13 protein-coding genes are annotated in these 13,364 nt (G+C 45.0%); 8 read left to right on the top strand and 5 right to left on the bottom strand.

Annotated features, from left to right (window positions below):
• Positions 1–98 precede the first annotated feature (98 nt).
• Positions 99–821, top strand: a complete 723-nt coding sequence (locus tag FGL90_RS05745; protein ID WP_147657273.1) for a gamma-glutamyl-gamma-aminobutyrate hydrolase family protein — start codon at positions 99–101, stop codon at positions 819–821.
• Between the two features lie 58 nt (positions 822–879).
• Here FGL90_RS05745 and FGL90_RS05740 read toward each other — a convergent pair whose 3' ends face one another.
• Entirely contained in the window at positions 880–1,485 is a 606-nt protein-coding gene (locus tag FGL90_RS05740) for a hypothetical protein (RefSeq protein WP_147657271.1), read from the bottom strand.
• 308 nt (positions 1,486–1,793) lie between these two features.
• On the opposite strand from FGL90_RS05740, the gene FGL90_RS05735 reads away from it, so the two are divergent.
• The gene (locus FGL90_RS05735) at positions 1,794–3,731 is read left to right on the top strand and encodes an alpha/beta hydrolase family protein (protein WP_147657269.1); all 1,938 of its coding nucleotides are present in this window, start codon (positions 1,794–1,796) and stop codon (positions 3,729–3,731) included.
• Positions 3,732–3,855: 124 nt separating this feature from the next.
• Positions 3,856–4,347 (top strand): GNAT family N-acetyltransferase, encoded by a 492-nt coding sequence (locus tag FGL90_RS05730; protein WP_010620332.1) that lies wholly within the window; start codon positions 3,856–3,858, stop codon positions 4,345–4,347.
• A gap of 26 nt (positions 4,348–4,373) precedes the next feature.
• Here FGL90_RS05730 and arsC read toward each other — a convergent pair whose 3' ends face one another.
• Positions 4,374–4,787 (bottom strand): arsenate reductase (thioredoxin), encoded by a 414-nt coding sequence (gene arsC / locus FGL90_RS05725; protein ID WP_010620333.1) that lies wholly within the window; start codon positions 4,785–4,787, stop codon positions 4,374–4,376.
• 106 nt (positions 4,788–4,893) lie between these two features.
• Between arsC and FGL90_RS05720 the strand changes: the two genes are divergently transcribed.
• Positions 4,894–5,553 carry a hypothetical protein gene (locus tag FGL90_RS05720; protein ID WP_147657267.1) on the top strand — a complete coding sequence of 220 codons (660 nt, stop codon included), beginning with the start codon at positions 4,894–4,896 and terminating at the stop codon, positions 5,551–5,553.
• Here the strand turns inward: FGL90_RS05720 and FGL90_RS05715 are convergent.
• Entirely contained in the window at positions 5,550–6,425 is an 876-nt protein-coding gene (locus FGL90_RS05715; RefSeq protein WP_147657265.1) for an alpha/beta hydrolase fold domain-containing protein, read from the bottom strand. The two genes, FGL90_RS05720 and FGL90_RS05715, sit on opposite strands and share 4 nt — an antisense overlap.
• 250 nt (positions 6,426–6,675) lie before the next feature.
• On the opposite strand from FGL90_RS05715, the gene FGL90_RS05710 reads away from it, so the two are divergent.
• Positions 6,676–7,467 carry a tyrosine-protein phosphatase gene (locus FGL90_RS05710; protein ID WP_010620336.1) on the top strand — a complete coding sequence of 264 codons (792 nt, stop codon included), beginning with the start codon at positions 6,676–6,678 and terminating at the stop codon, positions 7,465–7,467.
• Positions 7,468–7,476: 9 nt separating this feature from the next.
• Positions 7,477–8,409, top strand: coding sequence for an alpha/beta hydrolase (locus FGL90_RS05705; protein ID WP_010620337.1), 933 nt, complete (start codon positions 7,477–7,479; stop codon positions 8,407–8,409).
• A gap of 448 nt (positions 8,410–8,857) precedes the next feature.
• Here the strand turns inward: FGL90_RS05705 and purB are convergent, their stop codons facing one another.
• A complete protein-coding gene (gene purB / locus FGL90_RS05700; RefSeq protein ID WP_010620338.1) occupies positions 8,858–10,156 on the bottom strand; it encodes an adenylosuccinate lyase in 1,299 nt (432 codons plus the stop codon).
• Positions 10,157–10,366: 210 nt separating this feature from the next.
• Between purB and FGL90_RS05695 the strand changes: the two genes are divergently transcribed.
• Complete coding sequence (locus FGL90_RS05695; RefSeq protein ID WP_147657262.1) at positions 10,367–11,662, top strand: adenylosuccinate synthase; 1,296 nt, start codon at positions 10,367–10,369, stop codon at positions 11,660–11,662.
• A 33-nt stretch (positions 11,663–11,695) separates the two neighbouring features.
• On the top strand, positions 11,696–12,664 hold the full coding sequence (locus FGL90_RS05690; protein WP_010620340.1) for a GMP reductase: 969 nt from the start codon (positions 11,696–11,698) through the stop codon (positions 12,662–12,664).
• Between the two features lie 54 nt (positions 12,665–12,718).
• Here the strand turns inward: FGL90_RS05690 and FGL90_RS05685 are convergent, their stop codons facing one another.
• Positions 12,719–13,363, bottom strand: a complete 645-nt coding sequence (locus FGL90_RS05685) for a TetR/AcrR family transcriptional regulator (protein ID WP_010620341.1) — start codon at positions 13,361–13,363, stop codon at positions 12,719–12,721.
• Position 13,364: the final 1 nt, after the last annotated feature.

The raw sequence follows: 13,364 nt of genomic DNA, 5'->3' as shown, positions 1-13,364 counted from the left end.
TACCCTCTTAACTCTAGTCTTCTTTTTGCAAAAAGTGAACCAATTAACGAAAAAAACGCTATACTACATATTATAAATAACTAATAGGAGGTTCCCAAATGAAGCCAAAAATTGCATTACCTGCTGATACGCTTGCTGAGGCAACCAACGTTATCAATGAGCGAAACGCTGCATTTGCACCCCGTCCAGCGATTGAAGCCATCGTAAAATCAGGTGGCATTCCCGTCATTCTTCCCAGTGTTGATCCAAGTGACGTTGCCGACTATCTGGATTTGTTTGATGGCGTCGCTTTTCTCGGTGGGTTCGATGTTGATCCAACCTTTTTCGGCGAGGAACCCCACCAAATGCTTGGTGCCACTTACCGTAAACGCGATTTGTTCGAGTTGGAACTCCTGCGGCAATCCGTTGCTGCAGGAAAGGCCATTCTTGGAATTTGTCGTGGCCTTCAACTCATTAACGTTGGTCTCGGCGGTACCCTTTATCAGGATTTATCCGAAAGTGACAAGCCACTCCTGAAGCATTCGCAAGGCGCCCCCGGCAACCTACCTTCACACCACATCAACGTGTCAGGGAATAGTGAACTTGCCAAATTAGTGGGCGAACGCGCCTACGTCAATTCGCGTCACCACCAAATCACTAAAGCGGTAGCGCCTAGTTTGAAGGTCACCGCACGGGCTGATGATGATGTTATTGAAGGCCTTGAATCCAAGGATCGCGACCAGATTATCGCGGTGCAATGGCATCCCGAAAACATGTATAAGCATGATGAAGCGTCTCGTGAAATCTTTGAAAATTTGGTCAGCAGAAGCCAAAAAGTTTAGTGAATAGCAAAAATGCGCAACCCAGGTCGGGTTACGCATTTTTTTGTGGAACAACTTATCACTCTTTTTTTTGATACTTTTCCCTTAACTCGTCGTTCAGTTCCACGACGTTACCCGTAAAATGGTGCGCAGGTCTCGGCGTCGTCGCCTTAATAATGGGAACGCCACAATTAATAGTTTGCTCAAATTCTGCCAAGTCGGAGGCAGCTTTCAGGGGAATGTCTCCGTAAATCATCTGTATCCCCAGAATTTTATTTGCACTCCATAAATTATCGTTATGGGAGTAGGTCACCATGGTGGGTGCCACCTCTTCCAATCGATCAATCATTCCCTGTGGATTTTCAATTCGGGACGACTGCCCCAAGTACGTTAGGTAGCTCTTCATGACTGGTGCCACCGCCGCAAAGAAATCATCCTGGGCCGCAATTTGAACCGGAATGTTATAAGTTAGGACTTCTTCGAGGTCGTTCGGTTCCCACTCATTAACCGTTTTTAACTGGATAAAATAGATTAACTCCGCAACTGCGTGGGCGATTGCAAACGCGTGAAATTGTTCAGTTTCGCTTAACTCATCGAAGTTGTCGCTAAGTTCGAACGCACTAAACCATTCTCGATTTTTTAATAAATTTTCAACTGCCACTGTCGTAGAATATTGCGCTGCCATGAGGGTTCCTCCGGTTTCTTATTAAATTAATTTTACCATTTATGTAGCTCGTAGAAAACCGTCAAAATAGGAGTTGACTTTCATTATCTGTTAGAATAAGATTAAAATTACATTAGAAAAAGAAGGAGGATTGGTCTCAATGAAAAAATTAATGCCTATTTTAATGTCGATTATCTCAATGTTGAATACCAAGCAGTCGTTTGGGGCCGATCTCGAGACTTTTTAGTCTTACCCAAAAACCAGTCCCACCAAACGGCTAAGTTCTTACACTTAGGCGTTTTTATTTATCCTCAAAAGGAGTAACCACCATGACAGAAAAATTAACCGAAACCGATTTATTTAAAATGAAAACCTTAAGTCAGCCCGTTGCGGCAACTGACCGCTATTTCGTCACGCAAACTCGGGTGGATCAAGAATCCAACGATTACCGCGCCAATATTTTAGGGTTCACGAAGGCCGGCGAGTTCGTCGGCAACTTTGATAATGACAATTACTCATCAAAGAGCCCAGTTGTGGGCGCCAATTTTCTCTTTTTCCTCTCCAAGAAAACCGCAGACAGCACCTATCAGGTATTCAAAGTTCCCTTCGCTGGAGGCACGGCTACTCAGGTATCTCATTTTAATCACGCCGTTGAGTCACTGAAAGTCGCTCCTGGAACGGACACGGTTTACTTCAAAACGCGGGAAACTAAGGAAATCCCTAAGAAACCTTACGAAAAAATACCGAGTGTGCGTCACGTGTATCGACTCTACCATAAAGCGGATAACTTCGGCTTTTTCCCAACTGACGGAACCTATCTACTCTATACATACGCTGTCGGTGATGATGCGCCTAACCAAGTTTTTACGAGTCAAACCGATTTCAATTTAACCGATGCAAGTTCTGACGGACCCCAAGTCACCCTGACCCAAAAGAATCTGCCAGATGATGACCTCGATTTCGGTCAAAAGGTTCTATTGTTAAATACGCAAACTGGCACTGAAATCAACGTAACTAAATCACATCCAGATTGGACGTTTATCAACGCCAAATTTTCACCGGATGGCAGCCGCTTGCTCCTCGTCGGTCACTCACAGGAATTCGAAGGCAACACCCAGAACTACGTGTACGGCTACTCGTTTGCCACCAAAGAATTTACCGATTATACCAGCCAACTCGATGAGGAATCCTTTGAGGCCGTCTTCTCCGATTTCACGCAAAATTTAGACGCCACTGATATTGCATGGGTATCGAACACGCAATTCGTCTTCAGAACCAGCTGGCGCGGCCACTCTAAGCTTTACCTATATGAAAATGGCGAGTCAAACTGTTTCTTTGAGCAGCCCCTTCGCATAACAAATTGGTCAGTTGATGGTGACCAACTCGTGGTCACCTACTCAACGCCAACGTTGCCGGTTGCACTTGCGACGCTTTCATTTGCGGGGCAATTAAACGATTTGTTCAATCCAAATGACTCCTTTGATAAAGTCCATTCATACGTCAATCCCGAAGCCGTATCCTTTAAGGCAAGCGATGGCTTAACCATTGAGGGCTGGCTGTACAATCCCCTTGAAAGCTCTGCCAAAGAGCCGATTGTGCTGGACGTGCATGGTGGACCGCACCAAGCCTGGACGGAAAACTTTTACTTTGATATTCAGCTCTATGCGAATAACGGATACGGAGTGCTACTGCTAAATCCCAGAGGTAGTAAGACTTATGGTCAGGCCTTTTGTCAGGAAGTTGTTGGTGCGTATGGAAAACAGGATTACACCGACTTAATGACGGGACTCGATTTCGTTTTAGATCTTCATCCGGAATTTGACCGTAATCGTCAATACTGTATTGGCGCTTCATACGGAGGGTTCATGGCGACTTGGGCGGTTGGCCATACCGACCGCTTTGCGGGGGCGGTGGCGCAAAAGCCCGTCACCGACTGGATTAGTTTGGCTGGCACGAGTGATATTGGTTACTCGTTTATCCCTCAAGAACTGAAACTTAGTCGCTACGACGTCCAAAAATTGTGGGATTGCTCTCCCGTTGCTTACGCGCAAAACGTGAAAACGCCCACCCTCATCATTCAGGGTGAATGGGACGTCCGAACGCCGATTGGCCAAGGCGAGGAATTCTTCACTGCCCTCCTTGAAAATGGCACAAAAACTGAAATGTCTCGGCATCCGCAATCGTGGCACGCAATGTCCCGACTCGGATTACCGAATTTAAGAATTGAACGAATCCGTGAAACCAGAGCGTGGTGGGATCGGAATTGACGCCTTCCGGTTTCGCCTCCCTCAAAGAATCACTCCAAAAGTAAAGTAGAAGCAGCCAATCCGGTAAAATTAGTTGCTTCTATTTTTGGTATAATAGGTTTTAATATTCTTAGGAGGCAAATTCATGTCCATTACTTTTTCTCACCCTGACGCATCCGATTTAACCGAAATCATGCGGATTGAACAATCTGGCTTCACCCCTGACGAGGCGGCCACTCGCGATAGCATGGCGGAACGAATCAAATTGATCAACGATACCTTCATCATTGCTAAAAACGAACAAGGTCAAATAATGGGCTACGTGGTTGGCCCCGCCTACCATAATCGTTATCTGGCGGACGATTTATTTGATCAAACGGTTCCAAATGACCCTAAAGACTCGTATATTGCCGTTTTGAGTCTGGTTGTTCTGCCTGATTTTCAGGGACAGCACGTGGCTAGTCAACTTCTGAGTGAACTCGATGCCGTTGCAAAACAGCAACAGCGAACTGGCATTTCCCTCACTTGTTTGGAAAATTTGATTCCCTTTTACGAGCGAAACGGTTACGTAAACGAGGGCGTATCCGACTCAACGCACGCTGACGAAACTTGGTATAATTTGGTGAAGGTACTATAAAAGGACCGTGCATTCGCACGATCCTTTTACTGCGTCAATTCAACCTTCAGTTGACGCACCCGATTCTCAATTTCATCGCGCACATCTCGGAAAACGAGCATGATTTCTTCGTCCGTTCCGGTGGCCTGTGCGGGGTCTAGTAGTGGCCAGTGTAATCGTTTAATGCTTGGTGGTGTGACCGGACAACGGTCGCGTGCATCCCCACACAGCGTGATTACATAATCGCTGCTCATCAAATAATTGTGATCAATTAACTTGGATTCATTTCGCGAAATATCAATTTGCTTTTCGGCCATGACGGCAACTGTTCGAGCATTCAGCCCGTGGGTTTCGATACCCGCACTCGCAATTTTCCAGTCCGCCGGCATTATTTGCTTGGCGAACCCTTCCGCCATTTGACTACGGCAGGAATTGCCAGTACAAAGAAAGTAAAGTTGCATCCTATTTCCTCCTTGATTTGCGTGTCTGACTGGTTTTCAGTCCATTATTATCGTATGATTAATTTATTAGCATTTGCTTGAATTTGAAATAAGAGGGAATTATTTAATGGCAAAAATGAAAAAATTCAAGCAACGCAGAAACTTTTTAATTTTTTCAATCTTTCTAAACTCGGCGGCCAACGCGCTGACCATCTCAACCCACTTAGGAAGTGCCGTGTGGACTGGATCGGGGGTTAACCTTTCCAGTTGGATACACGTGCCACTGGGGACCACCCTGTTCATTTACGGACTCGCAATCACGGTCATGAACCAATTCTTAATCGGTCATTTTGCTCGGTGGCGATTCTTCTCAAACCTGCTGTACATCATTCCGTTTAGTTACCTAGTCGAATTTTTCACCTACTTATGGAACTTAATCGGCGTACCAGATTTGAGCCTGCCGATGCGGGTGATTGTTGATATCATTGGGCTTTTATCCGTTGCCGCAGCCGTTTCAATTTACCAACGTTGCAACATTTTAATGCATCCCAACGATGATTTATCCTACATTTTGCGCTTTAAATTTTTAAAGGGATCCGCCATTTGGGGCCAATGGATCAGCTACGCGCCACCGTTGTTAATTATTTTATTGTCTTACCTGGCAACCGGACACCTTCACGCCATTGGTTTTGGTACCATTTGGGCGCTGGTGACTCAGGGTGTGGTGATGCAGTGGTCGGACGTTCACGTCTTTCCAAAGCTGAAACACCACATTAATTTCGGTTAATCGACAAGTAAGCTTCTTAATTTGGCCAAGGTTCGTTTGGTTTCGGGCAATTTTGTCCATAAAACGTAATCGTGCATCATGTTCTTAAGTTCATAGCTTCGCACCGTTGTTCCGGCTGATTGATGCATCTTATCAATCAGTTTTTTTGTGTCCGGAACTAGTAACTCCGTGTCGCCATAGTAAATATCAATGGGTCCTAAGTTCGTTAAATCCGCATAGAGTGGGCTGACAGTTGGATCAGTCAATGCTAAATGACCCGCATATTGCTGGGCACTCTTTCGTAACGCGTCAATCGGTAATTCAGGGTCGTGTGGGGCTAATTCATCTAATTCTGGATTAGCCATTTGCAGATCGACCCACGGCGAAATGAGTAAGGTGGTAGATGGTAATACCTCCTGTTGATCGCGTAATTTTGCCAGTAAAACGAGTGCCAATCCGGCGCCAGCAGAATCACCCCACAACACGAACCGGTCGGCCGGATTCTCCACAATTAATTTCAAATAAGCATCAAACGTGAACGCGACCGTTTCTTGGGCCGTATGTTCCGGTGCCAGTGGAAAATCAAAGTAGGTCACCTTAGCATTGGTTTGTTTGACAATTAATTCAATCAGTTGGCGATGACTTTCAGTTCCCCGAACGGTAAAGGCGCCGCCGTGGAGAAAAATGAGGTGCGCCGTTGTCGGTGTTTTAGTTGAAACGGTCACTAGACGCCCCGTTTCAACTGGTTCTTCCTTAACGATTAAGTCGCCATCAAATTTAGCGGGCGCCAATTCATCTTCCCGTCGATTAGGACTCTGGAAACTTTTGGCGACACCGCGTTTCATAGGTTCTCGTTTCGTTTTGTAAAGTAGCCAATTGCCGCGAATGCTCATGCGGACACCTCCAAATTTAAAATAACCGTTTGTTTTCACACGCTTCTAAACGTGCTTGCTTCACCTACTTTTTCCGTCTAACGTCCCTATCACGCGAAACAAGTTCCGCTCCAGATAGGTTTCGTTAATACTCAAAAGTAACCGCTGAAGCTCACACTCTTCATTATAACCCGAGAACGACCAGCCACCTATTCAAAGGTTTGTGTTAAAATTCTAATAACTAAGCATCTAAAAAAGTGAGGTAAATTTAATGACGAATCAGCGGTTACTCAACATGAATGGTGGCTATAACTTCCGTGATCTCGGGGGTTACAAGACGACCGATGGTAAGACAGTCAAGTGGCACCGGATTTTACGAACTGGTAAGCTCGCAGAATTAGATTCCTCTGATTTATCACAGTTGGATGCCTACAACGTGCGCTACGACGTGGATTTTCGATCAAAAGCAGAAATCAAATCCGAACCGGATCGGCTTCCCACCGGAGCGACCTATACAAGTTTACCAGTGTTTGCGGAAGATATGACGGACAGTACGCAGTCACCTGAAGAACGGAAAGCAATGCTCTCTGGAGATGCCAATACCGGTAAAAATCAAATGCTTGAGGCCTACAAAATGATGGTCATCAGTAACGAAGCGCAGCAATCATACCGTGAGTTTTTTGATATGCTCTTGGACAACGGCGATGAGAATAAATCATTGCTTTTCCATTGTACGGCCGGCAAGGATCGAACTGGGATGGGCGCCGTTTTCCTCCTCAATGCCCTTGGTGTCGAACAGGCGCAAATTAGAAATGACTACCTTTATACGAACGAAGCAGCTGCCGATTTGGTGGAATCCATTTTGACAAAATCTCGCAACATGGGCATGAACGATAACTTTATGGAATCCATGCACGCCCTCTTTACCGTTTCAGATGACTACTATAACAAGGCAACCGGCATTATCGACAAGGATTATGGCGGAATGACGAACTATTTGCACAGCGTCTTGAAGTTACACGACAACGAAATCAACGAATTGAAAAAACTATACTTAGATTGAGATGATTAAATGACTCACCGTTTCTTAAAATTAACTGCACCACTTGCTTTAGCATCAATCGGTGCGCTCGCTTTTAGCCACCGACTCTTTAACTACGCATTCAAACGGGTCGACTACGTTCCCGAAACTTCTGCCGACAAGCAAAAATACGCAGACCAATACTACGCTTACGTCAAATGGTACAATCAGATTCCATCAGAAACTTGGTACCTGCACGAAATGGATTCCAGTAACCGGATGGTCGCAACCTACATCCCCGCTGCCAAAAAGTCCTTGAAGACGGTCATCATTTCCCATGGATACAAAGGGAATCGGGAAACCATGGCCAACTTTGCCAAAATGTACTACGACATGGGATTCAACGTCCTGTTGCCGGATGACCGGGCCCATGGCGATAGCGCCGGTAAATACATCAGCTTTGGCTGGCTCGATCGGTTGGATTACATCAACTGGATTAACTCGGTGATCAAACGGGATGGCGAATCTGCCAAGGTGCTCCTATTTGGTGTCAGCATGGGCGGGGCCACGATGGAAATGCTATCGGGCGAAAACTTACCCAAGCAGGTCAAGGCGATTATTGCCGATTGTGGCTATTCCAGCATTGAGGAGGAACTTGTTTACCTGTTAAAGGAGCAGTTTCACCTGCCTAAGTATCCGTTTGAGCCGTTGGTAAGCACGATTAACCGGACTCGACTCGGCTACTATTTGGGCGATGTTTCGTCAAAAGAGCAGCTTGAAAAGAATAAGCTACCCATTCTGTTCATTCATGGTGCCCAAGATATTTATGTCCCAGTTGAAATGGCGTATGAGAACTATGAGGCAACGAAGGCTCCCAAGCAACTTTGGATTGTGAAGGGTGCGTCGCATGCGGAGAGCTTCTGGAAGTCGCCAGAACGCTATCAACATCGGGTGACTGAATTTTTGAAGACGTATCTGCGGTAGGTTTTCGGAGCCCGATTAGAAAAATTAATAGACAAATAGGAAGAGCCCAGGCAAAATTTTTGTCTGAGCTCCTTTTTTGACAACTGTTTGATTAAACCAACCTTAAATTTGGCATCTTCATTACCAGCTTTTACTTTCGCTTTACTTCAACTTCACAAAAGTAACTATTTTTCATCACAATTGCGCCACATTTATCAGTTATATTTATATCATAGCAAAGAAATAATCCTTTGCTTCCCTTATACAACATCAATTTAGTTCCCCTGCTAGATTGATGCTTCGTAAGCACGATTGTTTTCAATCATGTTTACCCTCCCCTTAAATATATTCGTTATCCCCCTATAGCGGATATTATGTTTCATAATTATGTTTCCCCCAAAACATAATGCACTCCTCGAAAAAACCGCCAACATCTACTCCCCTGGATGTTGACGGTTTTTCTTTTGTCCTATTTCGTTAAACCTACTCGTTCAAATATTTCATCGATACGTTTCAAATGGTAGTGGTAATCAAAGGCATCATCGATTTCAGCCTGATTCAAATGCTGCTGAATGACCGGATCTGCCTCGACTAGCGGTTTGAATTGTAGCTCCTCATCCCACGACTTTGCGGTCAAGGGCTGAACCAAGTCGTACGCCGTTTCGCGTGATAAGCCAGTATCAATTAACTTCAACAGCACACGCTGACTGTAAATCAGGCCATACGTTAGGTCCATATTTTTCAGCATTCGTTTTGGAAAGACGGTCAGGTTTTCTAGAATATTGCTAAATCGGTGCAACATGTAATCCAGCAAAATTGTCGTATCCGGCAAAATAATTCGTTCCGCTGATGAATGAGAAATATCTCGTTCGTGCCAAAGCGTCACGTCTTCGTAGGCGGTTTGAACGTGGCCCCGAATCACCCGTGCCAAACCCGTCATATTTTCGGAACCAATTGGATTCCGTTTATGCGGCATGGCTGATGATCCCTTTTGACCCTTGCTAAAATGTTCCTCAACTTCGTGAATTTCAGAACGCTGTAAACTTCTTATTTCAGTCGCAAATGATTCAATGCTCGTGGCGATCAACGCCAAGGTTGCAATGTAATTGGCAATTAAATCCCGTGGCAGAACTTGACTCGTAATCTCCTGGGCCCGAATTCCCAATCGTTCACACGTATATTCTTCAACGTACGGTGGCACGTTGGCAAAGGTTCCAACGGCGCCGCTAATTTTACCAGATTCCACTTCGTCAGCCACCAAATTGAAGCGCGTTATATTACGCTTCATTTCGGAATACCAACGCGCCAGTTTGAGGCCAAAGGTTGTTGGTTCGGCCTGGACACCATGCGTTCGACCAATCATGACCGTGTCTTTATATTGACGGGCCTGTTTGGCAATAACTTCTATAAAATGATTCAGGTCTGCACGGAGAATTTCGTTTGCCTGTTTCAAACGAACTCCCTGCGCGGTATCTACCACGTCGGTACTTGTGACACCGTAATGGACCCACTTTCGTTCATCACCTAATGATTCAGAAACGGCGCGCGTGAAGGCGACGACATCATGATGCGTCACGGCTTCAATTTCATCCACTCGTTTGGCATCAACTTTCGCGTTTTCGCGAATCTTAGCAACATCAGCTTCGGGAATTTCTCCCAATTTTGCCCAAGCTTCGTCAATTGCAATTTCAACTTGGAGCCAGGTTTGGTATTGGTTTTGTTTGGACCAAATATGACCCATTTCCGGTCGTGTATAACGTTCTAACATACAAATCCCCCACTTCGTTCGTGTTTTATTGGTTTAAGCACACTTTCAATAGTTTATCATATCTAGCCAGTTATACATAGAGGTAGTACGTAAATTGTCTCTTATTTAAAGAGAATCGGTCGAGCGCTTGACTTATTTTTCCGAACTTGGTAACATATACCTTGTTGATTGTTCGTGTTTATCAACTAATCTATCCGATGAGGTGTTTATATGTCTTCAGTTGTAGTTGTTGGTAGTCAATGGGGTGACGAGGGAAAAGGTAAAATTACCGATTTTCTCAGTCAGAAAGCGGATGTGGTTGCTCGTTATGCGGGTGGCAACAATGCCGGTCACACCATCGTCTTTAATGGTGAAACTTTTAAGCTTCAGTTGATTCCATCTGGAATTTTCTTCTCCAATAAACTCAGCGTCATCGGTAACGGAGTCGTCTTAAATCCGGAAGCTTTAGTCACTGAACTAAAGGGGCTTCACGACAAAGGCGTTTCTACCGATAACCTCCGAATTTCGGATCGGGCACAAGTTTTATTGCCCTACCATGTTTTAATTGATGAGTTACAGGAAAAAACAAAAGCAAATAAAATTGGCACAACTAAAAACGGGATCGGTCCTGCCTACATGGATAAGGCCGAACGAATTGGGATTCGCGTGGCGGACCTTCTTGAAAAGGACGTCTTTGAAACCAAGCTTCGTCAAAATCTCGAACTTAAAAATAAAATGATTACGAAGCTTTACGACCATGAGCCAATGGATTTCGACAAAATGTTTGAAGAAACCTACGCCTATGGCCAGCAAATTAAGCAATACGTTGCTGATACATCAGTCATCATCAATGATGCGCTCGACAAGGGACAACACGTTCTATTCGAAGGTGCACAAGGAATCATGCTTGATTTGGATCACGGAACTTATCCATTCGTTACCTCTTCCAATCCCGTTGCCGGTGGTGCGACTACTGGAACCGGCGTTGGTCCAACAAAGATTAACGAAGTCGTTGGCGTCTGCAAGGCCTACACATCACGAGTGGGTGACGGTCCTTTCCCAACGGAACTATTTGATGAAACTGGGGACTTTATTCGGGAAACTGCCCATGAATATGGAACGGTCACTCATCGTCCCCGCCGAATTGGCTGGTTTGACAGTGTTGTGATGCGCCATGCCGTTCGTGCCTCTGGTCTCACTTACCTGTCAGTCAACTGTTTAGACGTTTTAACCGGCATCAAAGAGCTAAAAGTTGCGACCAGCTACGAACTTAATGGCAAAACTATTGAAAATTATCCCGCAAGCTTAACTGATTTAAATAATGCAACACCTGTTTACGAAACCCTTCCTGGCTGGGACGAAGACATTACCGGCGCCAAATCGTTGGCCGATTTACCAATCAATGCCCGCCTTTACCTGATGCGTTTGTCAGAATTGGTTGGCGCTAAGATTGCCACATTCTCAGTCGGACCCGATCGTAACCAGACCAACGTCGTAAAGGACGTTTGGACTAAGAGCGAACTATAAAGAAGTAACGGAGGCAATATGCCAATGAATCCAATGAACGTATTTGATTATGATGATATTCAATTAATCCCTAACAAGGGACTGCTGGAAAGCCGGCGCGACGCCAATACTGAGATCAAATTTGGTCCCAGAACCTTTAAAATTCCTGTCGTTCCCGCAAACATGGAAACGGTGATTAACGAACCACTTGCCGTTTGGTTAGCTCAAAACGACTATTTCTACGTCATGCACCGCTTCAATCCAGAATTACGTCACGAGTTTGTCAAAAAGATGCACGAACAAGACCTATTTGCTTCAATCAGTGTCGGTGTTAAGGCTGGTGAAGTTGAGTTCATTAAGGAACTCGCAGCTGCTAACGATGTGCCGGAATACATCACGATTGATATTGCTCATGGTCATGCGGTTTCCGTTATCAACATGATTCAGCTCATCAAACAGGAACTTCCTGACAGTTTCGTCATTGCTGGAAACGTTGGAACTCCTGAAGCCGTCCGCGACTTGGAAAACGCCGGTGCCGACGCCACTAAAGTCGGGATTGGCCCTGGTAAAGCCTGCATCACGAAGCTGAAAACTGGCTTTGGAACTGGCGGTTGGCAACTAGCTGCGCTACGTCTATGTAGCAAAGCTGCCACCAAGCCAATCATTGCTGACGGTGGTCTTCGTTACAACGGCGACATTGCCAAATCCATCCGATTTGGCGCTTCAATGGTCATGATTGGCTCAATGTTAGCCGGTCACCAGGAATCACCTGGTCAATTGATCAAAATTGATGGCAAAGCCTACAAGCAGTATTGGGGTTCCGCTTCTGAAACGCAAAAAGGTGCCTACCGTAACGTTGAAGGTAAGCAAATGCTGGTTCCCTATCGTGGTGAAATTAGCGATACTTTGAATGAAATGCAAGAAGATTTACAGTCTTCCATTTCGTATGCAGGTGGCCGTAAGCTCTCTGATATCCGAACGGTGGATTATGTCATTTTGAAGAATTCGATGATGGAAGATTAGTCTTCCATATTAATCAAAAAATAGTCACCACTCAAAAAAGAGTGGTGACTATTTTTATACCTTCAGTCCCCTCATCAAGAACTCAACGATTTCCTTCGTTGACGCCTTTGTATCAACCGTAAACTCAGGCATCATAATAATTTGAATGCCGTAACTCACTACCGTACTCACAACGTAGCGAATCATTCGTCCCGTTTGCCAGTTAACAATTTCGCCGTTATCACGATAGTGGCTTAACGCCGAATCTATTGGGCCGTATACCCGTTCCATAAAAGCAGTTCGAATCTGCTGAACAAGTCCTTCATTAAACAAAACTTCCTGAAGGAGAACCCGTAATTGTTTCTGGTTATCAACGATAAAGTTAAGCCGGTTTTCAACTAATGACGTTAAAAATGTTTCCAAACTTGGGTAAGACACTTCCAAAACGTCCGTCGCAAATTCATCCGCTGCTTTTGGAAAGACATTTTGAACGACTGGCGCTAAAATGGCCCGCAAAATACCCTCCTTCGTTTTAAACTGCTTATAAACCGTTCCTTCTGATACACCAGCCAATCGCGCGATGTCTGGTGTGCTCGTTTGGGAAAACCCTTTTTCAGAAAATAAGGATAAACTTGCGCGTAAAACATCCTTTTGTTTCCCAGTTAAATCCGTTTCGTTCAAGGTTTCGGCAAAGAGTGCCTCTACGTTATTAATTGCCATT

Origin of the sequence: Secundilactobacillus malefermentans, assembly GCF_008033155.1 — a bacterium.
Classification (GTDB): Bacteria; Bacillota; Bacilli; order Lactobacillales; family Lactobacillaceae; genus Secundilactobacillus; species Secundilactobacillus malefermentans.
The sequence above is the reverse complement of the archived record's forward strand: the minus strand, read 5'-3'. Positions and strand labels throughout refer to the sequence as shown.